The 21329-nt window shown below is 31.6% G+C and carries 17 protein-coding genes and 2 pseudogenes; 6 read left to right on the top strand and 13 right to left on the bottom strand.

Annotated elements, in window-relative coordinates; genetic code table 11:
- Both HKP59_RS11180 and HKP59_RS11175 read right to left on the bottom strand, forming a co-directional pair.
- A pseudogene (locus HKP59_RS11180) lies at positions 1-317 on the bottom strand (hypothetical protein); the annotation flags it as partial.
- Positions 318-397: 80 nt separating this feature from the next.
- Entirely contained in the window at positions 398-2278 is a 1881-nt protein-coding gene (locus tag HKP59_RS11175; RefSeq protein ID WP_291806856.1) for a T9SS type A sorting domain-containing protein, read from the bottom strand.
- A gap of 130 nt (positions 2279-2408) precedes the next feature.
- Here HKP59_RS11175 and polA point away from each other — a divergent pair, with 130 nt between their 5' ends.
- Positions 2409-5237, top strand: a complete 2829-nt coding sequence (polA, locus tag HKP59_RS11170) for a DNA polymerase I (RefSeq protein WP_291806854.1) — start codon at positions 2409-2411, stop codon at positions 5235-5237.
- A gap of 6 nt (positions 5238-5243) precedes the next feature.
- Here the strand turns inward: polA and HKP59_RS11165 are convergent, their stop codons facing one another.
- The gene (locus HKP59_RS11165; protein WP_291806852.1) at positions 5244-7871 is read right to left on the bottom strand and encodes a DUF5916 domain-containing protein; all 2628 of its coding nucleotides are present in this window, start codon (positions 7869-7871) and stop codon (positions 5244-5246) included.
- Between the two features lie 249 nt (positions 7872-8120).
- Here HKP59_RS11165 and rplM point away from each other — a divergent pair, with 249 nt between their 5' ends.
- The 4 genes from rplM to tsf all read left to right on the top strand — a co-directional run bounded on the left by rplM (position 8121) and on the right by tsf (position 10925).
- Positions 8121-8576, top strand: a complete 456-nt coding sequence (gene rplM, locus HKP59_RS11160) for a 50S ribosomal protein L13 (protein ID WP_291806847.1) — start codon at positions 8121-8123, stop codon at positions 8574-8576.
- Positions 8576-8962, top strand: coding sequence for a 30S ribosomal protein S9 (gene rpsI, locus HKP59_RS11155; protein WP_291806845.1), 387 nt, complete (start codon positions 8576-8578; stop codon positions 8960-8962). The genes rplM and rpsI overlap by 1 nt, the downstream gene beginning before the upstream one ends.
- A gap of 171 nt (positions 8963-9133) precedes the next feature.
- The gene (gene rpsB, locus HKP59_RS11150; RefSeq protein WP_291806843.1) at positions 9134-9907 is read left to right on the top strand and encodes a 30S ribosomal protein S2; all 774 of its coding nucleotides are present in this window, start codon (positions 9134-9136) and stop codon (positions 9905-9907) included.
- 46 nt (positions 9908-9953) lie between these two features.
- Positions 9954-10925: a translation elongation factor Ts gene (gene tsf, locus HKP59_RS11145; protein ID WP_291806841.1), complete on the top strand. Its 972-nt coding sequence runs from the start codon at positions 9954-9956 to the stop codon at positions 10923-10925.
- A 53-nt stretch (positions 10926-10978) separates the two neighbouring features.
- Here the strand turns inward: tsf and HKP59_RS11140 are convergent, their stop codons facing one another.
- The 3 genes from HKP59_RS11140 to HKP59_RS11130 all read right to left on the bottom strand — a co-directional run bounded on the left by HKP59_RS11140 (position 10979) and on the right by HKP59_RS11130 (position 14606).
- Positions 10979-12082 carry a DUF5009 domain-containing protein gene (locus HKP59_RS11140; protein ID WP_291806839.1) on the bottom strand — a complete coding sequence of 368 codons (1104 nt, stop codon included), beginning with the start codon at positions 12080-12082 and terminating at the stop codon, positions 10979-10981.
- A gap of 21 nt (positions 12083-12103) precedes the next feature.
- Positions 12104-13432 carry a sugar MFS transporter gene (locus HKP59_RS11135; protein WP_291806837.1) on the bottom strand — a complete coding sequence of 443 codons (1329 nt, stop codon included), beginning with the start codon at positions 13430-13432 and terminating at the stop codon, positions 12104-12106.
- Between the two features lie 187 nt (positions 13433-13619).
- The gene (locus tag HKP59_RS11130) at positions 13620-14606 is read right to left on the bottom strand and encodes an FAD:protein FMN transferase (RefSeq protein ID WP_291806836.1); all 987 of its coding nucleotides are present in this window, start codon (positions 14604-14606) and stop codon (positions 13620-13622) included.
- 136 nt (positions 14607-14742) lie between these two features.
- On the opposite strand from HKP59_RS11130, the gene HKP59_RS11125 reads away from it, so the two are divergent.
- The gene (locus HKP59_RS11125; RefSeq protein WP_291806833.1) at positions 14743-15585 is read left to right on the top strand and encodes an OmpA family protein; all 843 of its coding nucleotides are present in this window, start codon (positions 14743-14745) and stop codon (positions 15583-15585) included.
- A gap of 57 nt (positions 15586-15642) precedes the next feature.
- Here HKP59_RS11125 and HKP59_RS11120 read toward each other — a convergent pair whose 3' ends face one another.
- From HKP59_RS11120 to HKP59_RS11090, 7 genes and pseudogenes are all read right to left on the bottom strand, one after another.
- The gene (locus HKP59_RS11120; RefSeq protein WP_291806831.1) at positions 15643-16020 is read right to left on the bottom strand and encodes a Na(+)-translocating NADH-quinone reductase subunit F; all 378 of its coding nucleotides are present in this window, start codon (positions 16018-16020) and stop codon (positions 15643-15645) included.
- A gap of 66 nt (positions 16021-16086) precedes the next feature.
- A complete protein-coding gene (gene nqrF, locus HKP59_RS11115) occupies positions 16087-17397 on the bottom strand; it encodes an NADH:ubiquinone reductase (Na(+)-transporting) subunit F (RefSeq protein ID WP_291806858.1) in 1311 nt (436 codons plus the stop codon).
- A 2-nt stretch (positions 17398-17399) separates the two neighbouring features.
- The gene (gene nqrE / locus HKP59_RS11110; RefSeq protein ID WP_291806828.1) at positions 17400-18140 is read right to left on the bottom strand and encodes an NADH:ubiquinone reductase (Na(+)-transporting) subunit E; all 741 of its coding nucleotides are present in this window, start codon (positions 18138-18140) and stop codon (positions 17400-17402) included.
- Positions 18141-18143: 3 nt separating this feature from the next.
- A complete protein-coding gene (locus tag HKP59_RS11105; protein WP_291806825.1) occupies positions 18144-18791 on the bottom strand; it encodes an NADH:ubiquinone reductase (Na(+)-transporting) subunit D in 648 nt (215 codons plus the stop codon).
- Positions 18792-18794: 3 nt separating this feature from the next.
- Complete coding sequence (locus HKP59_RS11100) at positions 18795-19541, bottom strand: Na(+)-translocating NADH-quinone reductase subunit C (protein ID WP_291806822.1); 747 nt, start codon at positions 19539-19541, stop codon at positions 18795-18797.
- Between the two features lie 3 nt (positions 19542-19544).
- Positions 19545-20768 carry an NADH:ubiquinone reductase (Na(+)-transporting) subunit B gene (locus tag HKP59_RS11095; protein ID WP_291806819.1) on the bottom strand — a complete coding sequence of 408 codons (1224 nt, stop codon included), beginning with the start codon at positions 20766-20768 and terminating at the stop codon, positions 19545-19547.
- A 4-nt stretch (positions 20769-20772) separates the two neighbouring features.
- Positions 20773-21329: pseudogene (locus HKP59_RS11090) on the bottom strand (NADH:ubiquinone reductase (Na(+)-transporting) subunit A); the annotation flags it as partial.

Genomic DNA, 21329 nt, shown 5'->3' with positions numbered 1-21329 from the left:
GTATCACCATCGGCATCTACCAATTCATTGCCACCACTACTCCCAGCTACTAACTCTTCCCAAGCGGTAGTGTAAAACCAAAATGTTTCTGTGGTTAAATCAAATACCAATAATCCTGTTGCAGGGCTTGAAATAGCAATGCGTTGTGCTGTTGTCATTCTTGGAATTAGCATTCCTTTGGTAGTAGATTTTACCTCTAACATAGAAGACGTTTCAGGCGTAGTTGTACCTATACCTACTTGACCCATTGCATTTATGCTTATAAAAAACACTGCTACTATAAGTAAAATAGTATGTTTATAATTTATATTTTTCATTATTCTATTTTTTTAATAATTATTTTAATCTTTTCCTTTATTCAAATTTAACTAACACTAAATAAAGTTTATTCATTTTTTCAATTCACTATTTTAAATGTTTTATTTCCTTCTTCAGATTCAACTAACACTAAGTACATTCCTTTTTTGAATTCAAAAGGAATTGAAATTTGGTATTCATCTAAACCACTTTTAGAAGCTTTTACCAATTGCTGACCTAATAAATTATAAATAAATACGTTTTTTACTGTTAAGTCGTTTGGTTTGTTAATAATAACACTATTATTTTTATTATAGTACACTTGAATACTTGTGAAAACATCAAGTTCCTCCTCAGTAATTTGTTCTTTCGGTTTGAAAACTAATTTAAATCGATCTAAATATTCACCCGCTGGTAAATTTGGTATAAAATTAGAATCGGTTACATCATATACAGTATTTAAAACAACATCTTTAATATATACTTTATGGTCAAAATTTTCAAGGGCATCTAACATAATAGTATGCACACCTTCTTCTGCAATAATTAATCCTAAAGGAAATTCATAATCATCATTAAACTCTCCTACTCCTTGTATCACATATTTTTTTTCAAGATCGTTGTCAATTATATAAAAGAGCTCATCTTCTCTTGGACCAGACATAAGCGCATCGTAACCTCTATTGTAAGATGTATCTGCTGTTGAATTCGGTAAAAATCCTAGTAATAACTGTCTATGAAAACCTTCTGGATCTTCATACCCAATTCGTATGTAACTGTTTATATCTTCTATTGTTTTGGAACTAGTAGTTTTATAAAAATCTGAAACCCCTGAACCTTCAGTTACAAAAACTCGTTGTGCATTGTTAAAATTTACTGAAGTGCCACCCCCTGTTGCTTCTACAAAAAAACCTTGCCCAATGGCAATATATCGCTCTGGAAGAACTCCAGATGCACTTCCTAACCCATCAATTGCAGCAATAACTGAAGCCGCAACACCTCCTGTTTTATTACCAACTGCATATCCCCCTAAATAATCGGAGGTATAATGTGAATTAGATCCTCCATCTACCCAAAAAGAAATTTGATCAAATACACTAATATTGTCATCAATAAGCTGATAAGAATCTATTGCTGAAGGATATGGATTTCCTATTAATAAATTTTGCCCTGCTGCAATGGTAAACGAATAATTACCATTATTAGGTGTTCCTTTAAAAACATAATTTTGATTGGCTCCACCAGTTCCTTTCATAGAAAAACCTTGCCCGGGGTTGATGGCAGAATTTTGATCAATTTTATTCCACCCACCAGTTGTTGGAAACGTGTACAACCACATATTACTTATTGTAATTGGAGATGACGTACTACCGTCCAACGCCCCTGTAAACGTTATAGCAGAAGGGCTAAATGAATTTGTAGTAGCATCAGTCCCATCAAACAAACCTGTAGCTAAAGAAAAAGTACCTCCACTATTTACTGGAGATCCCCAATAATTATAACCTGTTGTTGTTGATATTCCTTGTTGATCTCTTAATAATTTTCCAGCTCCAGAATTCGAAACATTATTAGTTTGAATTAATTGTGCTTCATTTACTAATCGTAAATCACCTAAAGTTAATGTTACTGTATTTTCTACAAATAGTCCAAAATTATCAACTACAGAAACACCTACTGATGAATTATTGATTTCTAAATTATAAAAATTTACTTCATTTGAACTTCCTTGTATATTTTGAATACTTGAACTTACAAAAGAAGTAGTTCCCTCATTTGAAGTTGTTAATCCATTATTTATAAAATTACCATTTAAATGTAAATTACCATCATTGTTATGAGTTGCATTATTTGTATATTGTTCCCCAAAATAAACAATTGTTGAAGGTTTTATTTGTAAAGTTCCATCATTAACTATTTGAGAAAATATGGCTGTTACACTAATGAAATAGAAACACAAAAAAGAGATGTATTTTTGTTTCAAGGCTAATTAATTTATTAGTTAATAAAATCAAATTTAAACAAATGGTTCGATTTATTCTATGATATTCGTCATAAAACAAATAAATGGAATAAATTTAATTCTCTAACAAACAATAATATACTAATTTGTTATGTCACAAAAACGTCTTTTTCTTTTAGATGCTTACGCTTTAATTTTTCGCGGGTATTATGCACTTATAAAAAATCCAAGAATTAATTCAAAGGGAATGGATACTTCAGCCATTTTGGGATTTACAAACTCCTTATTAGACGTCATAAAACGTGAAAACCCTGATCATTTGGCGGTAGCTTTTGACAAAGGAGGTTCTCACATACGTTCAGAGGCTTTTCCTGAATACAAGTCGAACCGACAAGAAACTCCAGAAGCGATTAAAATTGCGGTTCCCTATATTCAAAAAATCCTGAAAGCTATGCACATTCCAATTATAGAAAAGGAAGGATTTGAAGCTGATGACTTAATTGGAACACTTTCTAAACAAGCTGAAAAAGAAGGGTTTAAAACGTATATGGTGACTCCTGATAAAGATTTTGCACAATTGGTTTCTGAAAATATTTTTATGTACAAACCATCACGAATGGGAAATGGAATTGAAATTTGGGGAATTCCAGAAGTGCAAGCTAAATTTGAAGTTGAAAACCCAGTACAAGTGATTGATTATTTAGGAATGATGGGTGATGCGGTAGATAATATCCCAGGTTTACCAGGAGTTGGTGATAAAACTGCTAAAAAGTTTTTAAAAGAATACGGAAGTATGGAAAACTTACTAGTAAACACCCACGAGTTAAAAGGTAAAATGAAAGAAAAAGTGGAAGCCAATAAAGAATTAGGTCTTTTATCTAAACAATTAGCGACCATCCTATTAGATTGTCCTGTTACTTTTAACGAAAAAGATTACTTATTAAATCATCCTGATTTAGAAAAAGCAAATGAATTATTTAAAGAACTAGAATTTAGAAGAATTGCCGAAAGTTTACCTAAAATTTTTAAACATCATCCTGAAAATGGTGAAACTTCTCAAAATAAAGAGAGCTTAAATGCTAGTGCTCCAACACAAAATACATCATCACAGCAATTCGATTTATTTTCAGCTCCAAACGAAAGCGCTTCAACCCAAGAACTAACTTCTGGATTTCAATCAACTGAACATACCAATCACTTTTATCAATATCTAGATACACCCCTTTCACGAAAACTATTTATAAAAAAATTAGAAACGCAGCAAACTGTTAGTTTTCATATTGAAACAGTTGGAACAAACGCATTTGAAAGTAATTTAGTGGGTATTTCTTTCTGCTATGAAAAAGGCAAAGGATATTATATTCCACTTTCTCAAGATAATTATCAAGCTGTTTTAGAAGAATTTCGTTCTTTCTTTGAAAACGAACAGATTGAAAAAATAGGATTTGACATTAAACAAGCGATTAAAATACTAAACAATTATGCTATTCAAGTAAAAGGAATTTTATTTGATACCACCTTAGCACATTATTTGTTGCACCCAGATATGCGCCACGATTTGAATGTACTTTCTGAAACATATTTAAATTATAAGCCTATAAATTTATTTTCTGTGATTGGAAAAACGGGAAAAAACCAACTTTCACTCCATACGATTGACTTAAAAAAACAAACAGATTATGTTGTTGAAATAGCTGACATAACCTTTCAATTAAAAGGAATTTTTAAAGAAGAATTAGAAAAAAATAACCTTACAAAACTATATAATGAAATTGAAATTCCATTGTTAAAAGTACTAGCATCAATGGAATTAGAGGGTATTAGAATGGATGCTGAATTTTTAAACTCATTATCTCAAAAATTAACTGAGGACATTCAACAATTAGAAAAAACAATATACAAAGAAGCTGCTGTAGAATTTAATTTAGCATCGCCAAAACAGTTAGGAGATGTGCTATTTGATCATTTAAAATTAGTAGACAAACCTAAAAAAACAAAAACGGGGCAATATGCAACTGGTGAAGAAATTTTATCAAAATTAGCCCCTGAACATAAAATAGTTCGTGAAATTTTGGAATGGCGTGGTTTGGTAAAATTAAAAAACACATATGTAGATGCGCTGCCAAACGAAATAAATAAAAAAACAGGACGAATACATACAACTTATAGTCAGGCTGTTGCAGCTACTGGAAGATTGAGTTCTAACAATCCAAACCTTCAAAATATACCTATTAGAACTGAACGTGGACGACAAGTGAGAAAGGCTTTTGTTCCAAGAAACGAAGAATACACATTAGTAGCTGCCGATTATTCTCAAATTGAACTTCGTATTATCGCAGCATTAAGTAATGATGAAAGCATGATAACCTCATTTAATAGAGGTGAAGATATTCACGCTGCAACCGCTGCAAAAGTTTTTAATGTGCCATTGGAGCAAGTCACTAGAGAGCAGCGTGGCGACGCCAAAGCAGTAAATTTTGGAATTATTTATGGGCAAGGTGCTTTTACATTAGCGCAACAATTAAATAAATCTAGATCTGAAGCCAAAGAGTTAATTGACAATTATTACAAAACATTTCCAACCTTAAAGAACTTCATTGCTAATCAAATAGCTATTGCTCGAGAAAATGGTTATGTTGAAACAATTTTAGGTAGACGCCGCTATTTAAAAAACATCAATTCCCAAAACGCTATGGTGCGTTCTGCTGATGAAAGAAATGCCGTAAATGCACCTATTCAAGGAAGTGCAGCCGACATTATTAAAATAGCAATGATTAAAATTAATAAACTGCTACTTGACGGTAACTATAAATCTAAAATGCTGTTACAAGTTCATGATGAACTGGTTTTTGATATGTACAATGATGAATTAAAGACTTTAAAACCTTTAATTATCAAAGAAATGGAAGAAGCTTTTGAACTTTCTGTACCACTTACTGTTGATTTAGGAGAAGGACAAAATTGGTTGGAAGCGCATTAAAATCAATTACAAAAACCTGTAAGTAGCTTTTATTAAGAAGGTATTATTCGGTTGTTTCTTAATAATTTCAGCGTTTAAACTATTTCTTAAAGTTTCTTTAGGATCTCCAAAACCTGTAACTCCTTGAGACCAAACTGCAAAAATTTCTGACCCTGGAATATATTCCCATCGCAAAACTAAATTTGAACGAAATTGAACAAAGGAGAAGTCCGGATTATAGAAACTATAATCAATCGTACCATCGGTATTTTCATCAATAGAATACACATTGCTATTATTTGAAATTTGATTTTCACTATACCAATTGACTCTCTCATTTAAATCTTTTGCTATTGGATTATTTACAAAATTAAACTCATTGTATTGTCCTCTAGAAATAAAAGGCTGTCCATAATATTGAATTGATAAGTTAGGGTTGATACTATAATTTATTCTTACAGAAGCATTCCATGTTTGTTGATCAATATTCCCTAAAATATAGCGTGTTGTACCGTTAAAATCTTGTTGAGTTACGTATTGCGTTTTATTTGGGTTTTTCTCAAATTCAGTATTTAAAGATAAACTTAACGCATTTATAGGTTGATAATTCATTCTAAAAACATAACGGTCTAATGTGAAATTATCTTGTTTTGCAACACTCTTTATATACCCCAATGTAAAATTAAATTTTTTACGCTGATCTGATCCAAAAAATAAAAACCGATAATTCTCTTCTGAAAAACGCCATCTAGGCCCACCTCGTAAAAACGTATTGATGTAAATTCGTGGTTTATGGCCATAACCAGATTCTGCCCACCAGTTATTCAGGAAATTGATATTTCCTTGAATATCATATTGAACTCTATTATAATTTCCATCAAAATCATAAGTTGATAACTGATTAAAATTTATTTGACTCCTTCTGAATAACTTGGTTGGTTTTAAAAACAGATATTGTACTTCTGAAAACTGACGAATTTCATCGGCTTGCCTTAAGAATCCAACATCATTTAACTCTAGTTCAGGAGAACGCCAAACAGCACCTGCATTATAACGCCAATTTCCACCACCAGCTTTACCTATAGCAAATTTACCTCCTGTTCCAGTCAAGGATGTTTTATTAAAATCTACCTCCACGTGATCGGCATCTACTCTTTGAAATAAATGCGTTAACGATTCTTGTAAATTTAAAATTGACTCTTTGCTCCCAACAACTTTACTCGCAACAATGTTACCTTCCAAAAAATAATTTCTATTTCTCCAATTATGTTTAAAATCAATTCCTCCAGTATAAGCGGCACTAGTTAAAAAATTAAAATTACCATCTAAATTTCTATTAGTAGCAGTAAAAATAGCACCTATAAAAGAATTATTATCGTTAAAATCTTTTTGTGCTCTTCCAATTAAAAAATTAGTTAAAGGTTCAACTATTTCTTCTCTTCTTTCCCCATTGTTATCTATTTCAGCAAACATATTTCCAGTCACACTCTCTAACAAACCTAAAGACCAACCACTTTTAGTTTTTCCAGAAAACTTAGCCGCACCTAAAATGGTTGTATTTTTAGGAACATCAACATATTCTCCTTCTGCTAAATTTACACCACCTTTTGGACTCCCACCAATTCTTCTGCTATAAAATAAATTGTCTGAATTATCTGCAAACCTAAAATCAAATATGTTTTTGTTTTCAACAAAAAAAGGACGTTGTTCTTGAAAAAATATTTGAAAGCCATCTAAAGCAATAGCGCCTGGGTCTGCTTCTACTTGACCAAAATCAGGATTAATTGTTAAATCCAACGTTAAATCGTTTGTAATTCCAATTTTAGCATCAAGCCCTCCATTTAATTTAAAATCGTTTCCATCTCTAAAAGGATTTCCTGTTTCAGAAGGGTAAGTGTCAAACTGAGTAACCACAAATGGCTGTATTTCTAATTGTTTTTGAGGTTGAATATTATACAAGCCTCTTAAAATACCAAATTCACTTACCCAGCCCGGTGCATCAATAGGTACACGCTGCCAAACAGAACGCTCATCTTTTCTAAATAATTGACGTACTACTTGTAGCCCCCAAATTTGCTCCTTACTCTCACCAAATTTTAATTGACTAAATGGTATTTTTAGTTCAGCAGTCCAACCTTCATTATCAATATTAGTAGCTGCATACCAAATAGGGTTCCAACTTTCATCCCAATTATTTCCATTTTGCGAAATAAACTCATCACCTTTTACACCAGCTGCTGTAATTGTAAAAGAAAATCCTGTTCGCTTGTCATGATAACTGTCAATATTTAGAGTAGCCCTATCTCCTTGAAATCCATCTCTTCTGGACAATCTCTTTTCAATTTTACTAGGATCATCATCTAATGAACGAATTGCTACGTATAAAAATTTAGTATCGTAAAGAATTTTAAATTTTGTTTGAAAAGTAGGTGGTGTATTTTCATCAGGATCGTTTTCAATAAAATCTGAAGCCCAGTCAATAGTTTCCCAATTATCATCATTTAATAATCCATCAATTGTAATTGACTTATTGTTAATAGCTTTAGTAGTATATGTTCTTAGCGGAACTTTAGTTTGCAATTCTTGCGCTTGTGTTGAAAAATGTATTGTAATAATAAAGATTAGAAGTAATCCTTTAATATTTAGTTTGGCCATAAAATATTGTATCTAACTATAAAGACTTCATTAATTTAAAATTGTTACAAAAACGGGAGATAAAAATAGATAATCAAACTTAGTTATTTTTACAAATCATTCCAAAATTACTAATTTAAATAAAACACCAAAAAAACACACCCATAAAATAAATAAATCTCTATTTGTTATCTGCAAAATAGTTTGTACATTTGCACTCCCTTTTTAGGGAGCAAAAAAGAATGTTTAACTATAACAAAGAATTTAATTGTGAATACATTAAGTTACAAAACAGTATCAGCAAACAAAAATACCGTTACTAAAGAATGGGTATTAGTTGATGCAGACGGTCAAACGTTGGGTCGTCTAGCTTCTAAAATAGCTATGCTAATTAGAGGTAAATACAAACCAAATTACACTCCTCATGTAGATTGTGGAGACAATGTAGTGGTTATCAACGCAGAGAAAATTAATTTAACTGGTAAAAAGTGGACTGACAAATCTTATATTCGTCATACAGGTTATCCAGGAGGACAAAGATCATTAACTGCATCTGAAATGTTTCAAAAAGACCCAACACGTCTTGTTGAAAAAGCAGTAAAAGGGATGTTACCTAAAAACAAATTAGGAAGTGCTTTATACAGAAATTTATATGTGTATGCAGGTACTGAACATCAACAAGAAGCTCAAACACCAAAAGCTATTAACCTTAACGATCTTAAATAATGGATACAATACATAAAATAGGTAGAAGAAAAACGGCTGTAGCCCGTGTTTATGTTTCTGAAGGAAAAGGAAACATTACTGTAAATAAAAAGGACTTTAAAAACTACTTTACTACGTCACATTTACAATATAAAGTGATGCAAGCATTAAATTTAACTGATAATGCTGAAGCTTTTGATATTAAAGTAAATGTATTTGGAGGTGGTATTACTGGACAAGCTGAAGCGATTCGTTTAGCAATTTCTAGAGTATTAGTAGAACTAGATCCAGAAAATAGAGCAATTCTTAAACCAGAAGGATTACTTACAAGAGACCCAAGAATGGTTGAACGTAAGAAATTTGGACAAAAGAAAGCAAGAAAAAAATTCCAATTCTCAAAACGTTAATCGTTTTATTGAATTGTTTCACCAATTTAGTTGGTGGTTCATTGAAATTAAAATTAAAACAAAGTTGTTGTTGATCAGTCAATGACTGTAAACGTTTAGCATCCAAATAGGTAAGATCGATTTATCGCTACTTACCTATTGCTAACTCAACGGAACGTAAACAAAAAACAAATGGCAAATATTGAAATTCAAGAATTATTAGATGCAGGTGTGCATTTTGGTCACCTAACTAGAAAATGGGATCCTAACATGGCTCCTTATATTTATGGAGAACGTAATGGTGTTCATATTATTGACCTTTACAAAACTTCAGCAAAAATATTAGAAGCTTCTGAAGCTTTAAGAAAAATTGCAACTTCAGGTAGAAAAGTTCTTTTTGTAGCTACAAAAAAACAAGCAAAAGAAATTATTTCAGACAAATCTAAAAGTGTAAACATGCCTTACATCACTGAAAGATGGCCAGGTGGTATGTTAACTAACTTTATTACTATTAGAAAAGCCGTTAAAAAAATGGCTGTAATTGATAGAATGAAACAAGATGGATCTTTTGATGCTTTATCAAAAAGAGAAAAATTACAAATCAATCGTCAACGTGAAAAATTAGAAAAAAACTTAGGTTCTATTACTGACATGACACGTTTACCAGGTGCTATTTTTGTAGTTGATGTAAAAAAAGAGCACATTGCTATTGCTGAAGCTAAAAAATTAAATATTCCAATCTTTGCGATGGTTGATACAAATTCAGACCCAAGAGGAATTGATTATGTAATACCATCAAATGATGACGCTTCAAAGTCTATCAATAAAGTTTTAGGTTTTATTATTGATGATATTGCTGAAGGATTGGCTGAAAGAAAAGCTGGTAAAGAAAAAGCAACTGAAGAGAAAGCGCAAGCGAAACCTGCAGCGAAACCTGCAGCTAAAGTTGAAGAAAAAAAGAAATAATGTATCATAGTTGAATTAAAAAATTCAACAATAAATAATAATAAAAATGACAAAAATTACAGCTCAAGATGTAAATAAGTTAAGAAAGTCTACCGGAGCTGGTATGATGGACTGTAAAAATGCGCTTGTTGAAGCAGAAGGTGATTTTGACAAAGCAGTTGATATTTTACGTAAAAAAGGACAAAAAGTAGCAGCAAAAAGAGCAGATAGAGACACCACAGAAGGTGCTGCTATCGCTAAAGTTAATAGTGACAACACCAAAGGTGCTATTATTTCATTAAACTGTGAAACTGATTTTGTTGCTAAAAATGATGCATTTGTTGCCCTAGCCACAGAATTTGCAGCAATTGCACTTAACCACGACACAAAAGAAGACTTCTTAAATGCAGATTTTGGAGGAATGACGGTTGCTGAAAAATTAATTGAGCAAACAGGAGTTATTGGTGAAAAATTAGAAATTGGTGGTTTTGAAACAATTTCTGGTGCTTTTGTTGGTTCATATATCCACGTTGGAAATAAAATTGCAAGTTTAACAGCTTTATCTTCAAATGTTGAAGGTTCTGATGTTGTTGCTAAAGATGTTTCTATGCAAGTTGCAGCAATGGGAGCTACTACATTATCTTATAAAGATTTTGACCCTGCTTTTGTGGCTTCAGAAACTGAAGCTAGAATTGCGGTAATTGAAAAAGATAATATTGAGCTTGGTAGATTAGGAAAAACACTAAAAAATATTCCTACTTTTATTTCAAGATCTCAATTAACTGATGAAGTTATTGAGCAAACTAAAGAGAAATTAAAAGAAGAATTAAAAGCTGAAGGAAAACCTGAGGCAATTTGGGATAGAATTCTACCTGGAAAATTAGAACGTTTTATTTCTGATAATACAACTTTAGATCACGAGTTATGCTTGCTTGATCAAAATTTTATCAAAGATGAAAAAATAAATGTTGCTGAGTATGTTAAATCTCTTGGAGACGATGTAACTGTTAGTGGCTTTAAAAGAGTTTCTTTAGTATAATTATACTACATAAATTATTAAAAAACCTCACATATTGTGAGGTTTTTTTTGGTCTATATTTTTATAAATATTTTCTTTTTAAAAAGTGCATAGGTCAATAGCCAAAAAACAATAATATGACTTACCGCAAATAATAAGGATCCATTCATATTTCCGGCAATAGGGACAAAAACACTCTTATATAGATAGCTATATCCATTTATAATTTCACCATTTGTGTTTGATATTTTCACTAAATAAATAAGTACTTTCACATACAAAATAGAAAATAGAAAAATAAATAAAGGGTTTGTACCAAAATGAATAAATGGTTGAGCCCATTTTTTTTGTTGCTTTTCATCAATAATCCATAATAATAGCGCTAAAAATAACATGGCTAATCCGGCAGTATATAGCACATACGAACTTGTCCATAACGGTTTATTGAATGGAAGACTATAACTCCAAAACCAACCAATAACAGCAATAACAATTCCTGCAATTAACATTTTTTTTATAGCACCAATCGTCGAGCTACTCTGCTCTATTAACCTACCCGTAAAGTACCCTATTAAAACCGTAGCCACAGAGGGAATTGTTGACAACAATCCTTCAGGGTCAAATGGCAAACCAAAACCCTTGTACATATGTTGCTCTCCAAACAAAAATAAATCAACTTTTCTACCAATATTAAATTCTAAAGAATACACATCATTCGTACCTCCAAAATAAAGTAAACACCAATAACCCAATAAAATTGCTACTACAATAACTAACAGTTTCTTATAGTTAAATTGCATAGCCAAAATAGCCGCTATTCCATAAGCTAAAGAAATTCGCTGCAGTACACCAAAAAATCGTAAATTTTCAAAATTGAATTTTGGAAAAGCATTTAAGAACAACCCTAATAAAAAAATAATTAAAACTCTTTTTAGCACTTTTAAAATTCCGCTTTTTGTAAGTCCTTCTCCATACTTTTTAAAAGAGTACCACATAGAAGTGCCAACAATAAACAAGAAAAATGGAAAAACTAAATCGGTTGGTGTACAACCGTGCCATTTTGCATGGCGCAAAGGTGCATAGACATATGTCCAACTTCCTGGAGTGTTCACCATAATCATTAATGCAATAGTTAAACCTCTAAGAACATCTAAAGACATCAATCTTTTTGTTTCCATAACCTAAAAGCTAATTACTGATTATTTTTTCAAACCTAATTTATGGCCTGAGATTGCATAGTACAAAATTATTAGATAACAAGGTAGCAAAATCCAGTAACCCGCTGTAGATGCCTCCGCAGATGCTAAAGATTCATTCATTCCTTCAGCAATTAACTTTGCTTTATTTCCATCTACAAAACTTCCATATAAAGGAGGTATAATTGCACCTCCAGCTATTGCCATAATTAATAATGCCGACGCTGTCTTCGTAAATTTCCCTAGTCCTTTTAATGTCAAAGGCCAAACTGCTGGCCAAACAAGTGCATTTGCAATACCTAAGGCTGCAACAAATAATACGGAAGTAAAGCCAGAAGTAAACACAATTAAAAAGGTAAAAACCACTCCTAAAATTGCACTTACTTTTAAAGCAAAAGTCTGACTAATATATTTCGGAATTAAAAATACACCTAACGCATAAGTTACAACCATTGCCATTAACGTTAATGTTGTAAAAAATTTAGCGTCAGTAGCTGGAAAACCTAACGAAATTCCATAAGCAATAATAGTGTCTCCTGCAATTACTTCAACCCCAACATATACAAATAGTGTTAATACTCCTAACCACAAATGAGGAAATTGAAAAATACTAGTTTTTGTTGTTTTACCATCTTTTGGTTCATCGATTGGTTCTGCCTCCACATGAGGCAAAGGAGCTTTTCTGATTAAAATTCCTAACGCAAATAGTACAGCAGCCATAACAATATAAGGTGTTACAACACTATCTGCCATAGTGTTTAATAATTGTCCTTTTTCTTCTGCTGAAACTGTACTTAATTTATCCTTAATTTCATCAATACCTGATAATAAAATAGCTCCAAAAATAAGAGAACCAAGAGCTCCCGCAACTTTATTTGCTATTCCCATAATCGCAATTCGTTTAGCTGCACTTTCTATTGGGCCAAGTATCGTAATATATGGGTTAGATGCTGTTTGTAATAAGGTCATTCCCATACCTTGAATAAATATACCAGCTAAAAATATCCAATAAGTTCTTGCTTCAGCTGCAGGAATAAAAACTAAAGCTCCTAGTGCCATTACAATTAAGCCTAACGACATTCCCTTTCTATAACCAATTTTATTAATAATAGAGGACGCCGGTAGTGCCATGACTACAAAAGAAATATAAGAAGCTGATGCAACTAAATAAGATTGTGCATCAGTTAATTCATTAATGGTTTTCATAAATGGGATTAGCGCTCCATTTATCCAAGTTACAAATCCGAAAATAAAAAAAAGCCCGGCAATAATTGTGATTGGAATTAGTGTGCTATTTTTGTCACTTACTTTAGCATTTTTATTTGTTGACATTGAAATATGATAATATGATTGTTAATATATTCTATAAGGTCTTATTATAAGAATTCTCTAAAGTAATATAATAATTTAGAACAACTCTTGAATTTATAAAATGAACTTCATTTTACTCCTAAAAAATAAATCTTGGCGATTTAAATTAAACAAAATTGGTAAGAATCTGTAAAAGGATAAAACTTGTCTAATCTTTAAAGTTATCTGATTTATATGTTTGAATTTCGAGATTCTCATTTACATAAATTAAATAAGCTTTTAATTCAGGATGATTTTTTAAAAATTGTTTTGATTTCTCTAATCCCATGGCCATTAATGCTGTAGCATAACCATCGGCATCAGCACAATCAAATGCTGTAATAACCGATGCACTCAACAAATTGCTTTCTGTAGCATATCCTGTTTTAGTATTAATTGTGTGCACAAATTTCTCACCAGAATCAGTAATTCTGAATTTTCTATAATTTCCTGAAGTGGCCATAGATTCATTTTTTAATTGAATAGCCGTGGCAAATGAGCGAGTTCCATCTTCATTAGGATTTTCAATTCCTATTCGCCAAAATTCTCCCTTTTGATTAACTCCTTTTGCTCTAATTTCACCACCAATTTCAACTAAATAATTTTCAATATTATAGTATTCAAATAACCTTCCAACAATATCAACTAAATAGCCTTTAGCAATGGCGTTAAAATCAAAATATATTTCAGGATATAATTTAATTATTTTGTGGTTTTCAAGTTTTACTTTGTTAAAACCAACATAAGTTAAAAGCTCTTTCACCTGCACAGAATCTAAATTGTTCAAACCTTTTTCTGGTCCAAACCCCCAAGCATTAACCAAAACTCCAACGGTAGGGTCAAACTCCCCATCAGTTTCTTTATAAATTCGTTCTGATTTAAAATAAACTTCTTCAAAAAAATGATCAACAACAATACTTGTATCTCCCTTATTTATGAGAGAAATATCTGACGTTGGAATATAGGTAGACACCGATGCATTTACGGCGTCTATTAAAGAGTCTATTTTTGGTTGAAAATCAATCTCATCATGTGTTAAATACTTAATTGAAAAAGTAGTTCCAATTGCATTTCCACTAATTACTTTTAACTCTTTCTGCTGAGTTTGACACGAAAAAAGTAATACAACTAAAAAGATATAAAGCAGATTTTTCATTTTTTTTAGGATTCTATTAAACTTACTTTACAAAGATATCATTTTAAAATTCTTAAATTCTTCATAAAATAAAAGAAAAAGGCAAATTCTAAACTTCTTTTTTTTAACTTTGTTACAACTAAATTAATTATAAATTATGAAAAAAATACTTGTATTTATTATTGGAGGATCAATTATGTTGAGCTCTTGTGTATCACAAAAAAAATATACCGAGCTAGAAGGAAGTTTTAATAAAAAAAGTCAGGAATTAGTTGATACTAAGGCTGATTTAATGAAATGTAGAATCGAAAACGAAGGAAAAATATCTTCATTAGAGCAACAAGTGATTGATTTAAGAAAAGATAAAGAAAAAACACTTGAATACGTTGATAATTTAACGGTATTGTCTAAATCAGCGTCAGATAATATTAAAGAAACGTTGGCTCAAATGGGTAAAAAAGATGAATATATCACTTATATCCAAAAAGCAATTACGCGAAAAGATTCAATAAATATTGCTTTAGGGTTTAAATTGAAAAAAGTTTTAAAAGATGGCTTTCATGATGAAGATATCCAAGTTGATGTAGAAAAAACTGTGGTATATATTTCTATTGCTGATAAATTATTATTTAAAAGTGGAAGTTCTACCATCTCAAATAATGCGAAAGATGTGTTAGGTAAAGTTGCTGAGGTGATAGCAGCACAGCCAGATTTAGAAGTAATGGTTGAAGGTTACACTGATAATAAAAAGGTGATAAGCAATGCTAGTATTAAAGACAACTGGGACTTAAGTGTAAAACGTTCTACTTCTGTTATTAGGGTATTACAAAATGATTTCAATATTGACCCTGCAAGATTAGTTGCTGCAGGAAGAAGTGAGTATAAGCCGTTAGAAAGTAACGATACCGTTGAAGGTAGAGCTAGAAATAGAAGAACTAGAATAGTTTTAATGCCTAAATTAGAGCAATTCTTTGATTTATTAGAAAATAAGGTAGAATAGTAATAGTATAATTTCTATTTATTATATAAATTAAAAACCACGCCAAAGGCGTGGTTTTTAATTTAATTCAATGTCTAAAGATTGAAGTCCATCGTATTGCAATAAATATTCTTCGTTTAAATTAGGTGGTACTAATTTATTTTTAACATTTCCTAAACCAACACCTGCAAATAAAATTTTTGCGTTTTGCGCCTCGGCGTGCTTTTTAAATGTTTCCATCCATATAACATCATATGGAATTGGTAATCCAGTGATAATTGATGATTTTACAATCACGAAATATCGCTGGTTTCTTTTATCAATACACACAAATTGGGGATGCTTTTTTAATTTGCTATTTACAGCAATAAACTCATAACCCTTAGCTGTTAAATCTTTTCCAACAATATTCATTGCTAAATTATGAAGTTGCTGGTCTGTAAGTGGTTTACTCATATATTTAATTAAAAAAATCCGATACAAAGGTATCGGATTTTTATGTTTATTTATTGAAATATTGGATTATCCTCCAAAATCATCAAATCTAATATTCTCATCTGCTAAACCAAAATCTTCACCCATTTTTTGAACAGCTTGGTTCATTAATGGAGGTCCACAGAAATACAATTCTAAGTCTTCAGGAGATTCGTGTTTAGATAAGTACTCATCAATTACCGATTGATGAACAAACCCTGTAAAACCATCTCCATTAGGGTCATCCGCATCCTTTTTATTCACCCAATTGTCTTCAGGTGCAGGCTCAGATAATACTAAGTAAAACTTAAAGTTTGAAAACTCTTTTTCTAATTCATAGAAATGTTTTAAATAGAACAATTCACGCTTAGATCTACCGCCATACCAATAGGTAACCTTTCTACCCGTTTTTAATGTTTTAAATAAATGGTATAAGTGAGATCGCATTGGTGCCATACCTGCTCCACCACCAACATATAACATCTCAGCATCAGATTCATTTATAAAGAACTCACCATAAGGACCAGAAATAGTAACTTTATCTCCTTTTTTACGTGAAAAAATATAAGATGAAGCAATCCCTGGATTAACAGACATCCATCCGTTTTTAGCTCTATCCCAGGGCGGAGTAGCAATACGAACATTTAACATAATCTCTCTTCCTTCAGCAGGATAAGAGGCCATTGAGTACGCACGTTCTACCAATTCAGTATTTTTCATTTTCAAATCCCACAAACCAAATTTATCCCATTCAACTTGAAATTTATCCGGAGTTTCATGTTCTTCAGGATGAGCCGTGATATCCATATCTTTAAAATCAACTTCACATTCAGGAATTTCAATTTGTATATACCCACCTGCTTTATATCCCATATCTTCTGGTATTTCTACCACAAATTCCTTAATGAAAGATGCCACATTATAATTTCTTACAACAGTTGCTTCCCATTTTTTAATCCCAAAAACTTCTTCTGGAATTGAGATATCCATATCTTGTTTCACTTTTACCTGACAAGCCAAGCGTACTCCATTAAGTAATTCCTTTCTAGTAAAATGTGGAGTTTCAGTAGGTAATGCTTCTCCTCCTCCAGAATTTACGTGACATTCACACTGAATACAAGTACCTCCACCACCACAAGCTGACGGTAAAAATATTTTGGCATTCCCTAAAGTTGTAAGCAATGTGCTTCCTGAAGCTACTTCTATTTCTTTTTCTCCATTTATTGTGATTTTGACCGGACCTGAAGGTGATAATTTTTGTTTTACATATAATAATAGAGCAACTAATAATAGTGTTAAAACTAAAAACGCGATTACAGTTGCTACAATTGTACCTAGGGTATTTGCTGCTAATATCATCATTACTCTATAATTTCTTTTTCGTTATTGGCTAACTTAATAGTCTCTTCTTTACTTACTTCAATGGTGTTATTTTCAGTAGGAGTAGAAACTATTGTAGTTTCTTCTGTAATTTCCTCTACATCTCCTCCAGTTAACATTCCTCCAAAACTCATAAACCCAATAGCCATTAAACCTGTTATAATAAATGTAATTCCTAAACCTCTAAGCGGCGCAGGCACATTAGAATATCTAATTTTTTCACGAATTGCAGCAATTGTTAGAATTGCTAAAAAGAATCCTATACCTGAACTAATACCGTAATTAAATGCTAAATCCAGAGAGGCAATTTCTCTTGATTGCATAAATAACGATCCTCCTAAAATAGCACAGTTTACCGCAATTAAAGGTAAAAATATACCTAAAGAGTTGTACAGTGCAGGAGCAAATTTTTCTACAATAATTTCTACTAATTGTACCATTGTTGCAATAGTTGCAATGAACATAATAAATGAAAGAAAACTTAAATCGTACGTTGCGTATTCTTCACCAAGCCATTTTAAGGCTCCTTCTTGTAAAATATATTGATCTAACAACCAGTTTAATGGAACGGTAATTGCCATTACAAATATAACGGCTGCTCCTAAACCAACTGCAGTAGAAACTTTTTTAGATACAGCAAGGTAAGAGCACATTCCAAGGAATGTTGCAAATACCATATTATCTACAAATATTGACTTAAAAAATAATTCTATATGTTCCATATTCTAGTTATCTTCTATTAATGATGTATTTCTTGAGCGTTGCACCCAAATAATAATTCCTACAGTAATCAATGCCATTGGTGCTAACAACATAAATCCGTTGTTCTCGTAACCGAAAGCATACACACCTGTTTTCTCAATAGGATCACCTAAAACTTTAAACCCTAATAAAGTTCCAGACCCTAACAATTCTCTAAAAAATCCTACTATAATAAGAATTACAGCATATCCTAATGCATTACCAATACCGTCTATGAAAGATCTAAAAGGTCCATTTGCTAACGCAAATGCTTCAAAACGTCCCATTATAATACAATTGGTAATAATCAATCCCACAAATACAGATAATGTTTTACTTAGTTCATAAGCAAATGCTTTTAACACTAAATCAACAATAATTACTAATGTAGCAACAACAATAAGCTGTACAATAATTCTAATTTTTGGTGGAATTATATTTCGCATTAATGAAATGGTTAAATTTCCTAACCCCATTACAAAAAGCACGGCAATTGACATTACTATAGATGCTTTTAATTCGGCTGTAATTGCTAAAGCAGAACAAATACCTAATACTTGTATCGTAATAGGATTATTATCTGCTAAAGGATCTGTAATTAATTTTAAATCTTTTTTTGATAAAAGTCCCATAAATTATTGGTTTACTGTTTTTAAATAAGGTAAATACATTTTCAAGTCTTTCTTCAACATTGCTGCTAAACCATCACCTGTAATTGTAGAACCTGAAATTGCATCTACTTCATTATCTGTTTTATCAAGGTTTTTCGGATCGGCATTACTTTTTGAAACTGCAACACCTTTAAATGTATCACCATCCATAATATGTTCACCTATAAAATCATCCATAAAAAAGCGTTCTTTTATGTTAGATCCTAATCCTGGTGTTTCACCTGCGTGATCAAAATATACTCCTTGAATAACTAATTCACTGTCTAAAGCTATATAACCCCAAATGGCATCCCATAAACCTTTTCCTCTTACTGGAACAATGTAGGATTCTTTACCATCTTTATTCCCAACAAATAACGGCAATCTTCTTTGGTAGTTTTTGTCTTTTGCTAAGGTAGATTCCTTTTTTAAATCTATTAAATATGCTTTGTCATTTTCAACAGCATTAGTTCCTGTTACTACTAATTGTTTGGTTATATATTTATTAAACTCTTCTCCAACAATATCTTTAGATACAAACTCAACACTACTTTCGTCGTTTTCGTTAATACCCATTGCGTATAAAATATTCTGTTGTTTTTCAATTCTTTTGTTTTCAGCTATTTTATCTTTTAATGACGACGCTAAAAACGCTAATAGGGCTCCAACTATTATTACCATTCCGGTTGCGAACAGTATTGTATATAAATTACTATCTGTTTTTTGTGACATGACTTATACTGTTTTTGCTTTTAAACGTTTTAACCTTCTTTTTACATTTCCTTGAACCACATAATGATCAATAGTTGGTGCAAATACGTTCATTAATAATATTGCCAACATTACACCTTCTGGGTATGCAGGATTGAACACGCGTATCATCACTGAGATAAACCCAATAAAGAAACCGTAATACCATTTTCCTTTGTTTGTTTGAGAACCTGTTACAGGATCAGTTGCCATAAATACAATACCAAATGCTAAACCGCCAATTAATAAATGATGCCAAAATTCAGTACTCATTAATGAATAAAATTTGCTGCTTTCTGTTATCCATCCTGCATTTACTACACCATTAAAAATAAGACCCATAACTAAAGCCCCAATAACTGATGACAGCATAATTCTCCAACTTGCAACTTTGGTATAAAGTAAATACAAACCACCTAACAATATTAATAAGGTAGATGTTTCACCAACAGAACCAGGTATAAAACCATAAAACATATCCCAAGTAGAATATATAAGTTGTTTACCTTGCGCTAAGCCTCCTAAAATAGTTTCACCAGATATGGCATCTAAATTCGCGCCTGCTGCAATTTCATTCACTCGTTCAACAGCACCAGTTACCCATACTTTATCTCCACTCATCCAGGTTGGGTAGGCGAAGAATAAAAATGCTCTAATTGTTAAGGCCGGATTTAGAATATTCATTCCAGTTCCTCCAAAAATTTCTTTCCCTATAATTACTCCAAAAATAACAGCAACAGTCAACATCCATAGCGGCGTATCAATTGGTACAATTAATGGCACTAACATTCCTGTGACAAAATAGCCCTCTTCAACCTCGTGATTATTAATAGTGGCAAAAACAATTTCAATTCCTAAACCGACAACATAAGAGACTAATACTAGGGGCATCACTTTTAAGAAACCAATCCAAAAATTATCAAAGTTCCAAAAACCCGTACTGAAAAAAGATAAGTTTTCAGAAAACCCGTTAACCGCTGAATTATACTGAAAACCAGCATTAAACATTCCAAATATTAACAATGGAATTAAAGGCAATACAACCATTGTCATAGTGCGCTTTAAATCATCAACAGCTCTAATATGACCACCTGAATGAGTAGTTTCTTTAGGTGTATAAAAAAGGGTGTGAATAGCACCAAACGTAGTCTGTAACTTTGTCCCTTTTACTTTTTCACTTATATTATGTAAATTCTCTTTTAATCCCATAATTCTATCCTATTTCTTTTAACATTAAGTCTAAACCTTCTCTAATAATTTGTTGATGTGGCTGCTTAGAAACACAAATAAATTCAGTTAAGGCAAAATCTTCAGGTGCAACTTCATACATTCCCATTTTTTCCATTTCATCTAAATCTTTATACATACATGATTTAAGAATTTGCATTGGAAAAATATCTAACGGAAAAACTTCTTCATAATTACCTGTAACTACAAAAGCTCTATGTTCACCATTGGTATTGGTATTTAAATCGTATTCTTTCTTCGAAGATAACCAAGAAAACGTAAAAGCTCTTGAAGGAGATATTTTATTAAATACTGGTTTTAACCATCCAAATAATTCGTAGTCATCTCCTTCAGGAATTACAGTAACTATATTACTGTAAAAATCTAAACTTCCTTTTAAAGTTTTCGCTTTTCCAGTTAACACATTACCACTAATAATTCTAGCATTATCATTTGAAAGTTTCCCTTCAACAATTGATTTTATACTTGCTCCAATAATGGTTTTGTAATATTTAGGTGTTGACACTGCTGATCCAGCCAAAG

Source organism: Lutibacter sp. (assembly GCF_013041805.1).
Lineage (GTDB): Bacteria > Bacteroidota > Bacteroidia > Flavobacteriales > Flavobacteriaceae > Lutibacter.
The sequence above is the reverse complement of the archived record's forward strand: the minus strand, read 5'-3'. Positions and strand labels throughout refer to the sequence as shown.

Coding starts and splice junctions, on each gene's coding strand:
- HKP59_RS11140 (WP_291806839.1), bottom strand. CDS start 12,082: ATGGAAACAAAAAGATTGATGTCTTTAGATGTTCTTAGAGGTTTAACT.
- HKP59_RS11135 (WP_291806837.1), bottom strand. CDS start 13,432: ATGTCAACAAATAAAAATGCTAAAGTAAGTGACAAAAATAGCACACTA.
- HKP59_RS11125 (WP_291806833.1), top strand. CDS start 14,743: ATGAAAAAAATACTTGTATTTATTATTGGAGGATCAATTATGTTGAGC.
- tsf (WP_291806841.1), top strand. CDS start 9,954: ATGACAAAAATTACAGCTCAAGATGTAAATAAGTTAAGAAAGTCTACC.
- nqrF (WP_291806858.1), bottom strand. CDS start 17,397: ATGATATTAGCAGCAAATACCCTAGGTACAATTGTAGCAACTGTAATC.
- HKP59_RS11165 (WP_291806852.1), bottom strand. CDS start 7,871: ATGGCCAAACTAAATATTAAAGGATTACTTCTAATCTTTATTATTACA.
- rpsB (WP_291806843.1), top strand. CDS start 9,134: ATGGCAAATATTGAAATTCAAGAATTATTAGATGCAGGTGTGCATTTT.
- HKP59_RS11130 (WP_291806836.1), bottom strand. CDS start 14,606: ATGAAAAATCTGCTTTATATCTTTTTAGTTGTATTACTTTTTTCGTGT.
- HKP59_RS11120 (WP_291806831.1), bottom strand. CDS start 16,020: ATGAGTAAACCACTTACAGACCAGCAACTTCATAATTTAGCAATGAAT.
- polA (WP_291806854.1), top strand. CDS start 2,409: ATGTCACAAAAACGTCTTTTTCTTTTAGATGCTTACGCTTTAATTTTT.
- HKP59_RS11105 (WP_291806825.1), bottom strand. CDS start 18,791: ATGGGACTTTTATCAAAAAAAGATTTAAAATTAATTACAGATCCTTTA.
- HKP59_RS11095 (WP_291806819.1), bottom strand. CDS start 20,768: ATGGGATTAAAAGAGAATTTACATAATATAAGTGAAAAAGTAAAAGGG.
- rpsI (WP_291806845.1), top strand. CDS start 8,576: ATGGATACAATACATAAAATAGGTAGAAGAAAAACGGCTGTAGCCCGT.
- nqrE (WP_291806828.1), bottom strand. CDS start 18,140: ATGGAACATATAGAATTATTTTTTAAGTCAATATTTGTAGATAATATG.
- HKP59_RS11100 (WP_291806822.1), bottom strand. CDS start 19,541: ATGTCACAAAAAACAGATAGTAATTTATATACAATACTGTTCGCAACC.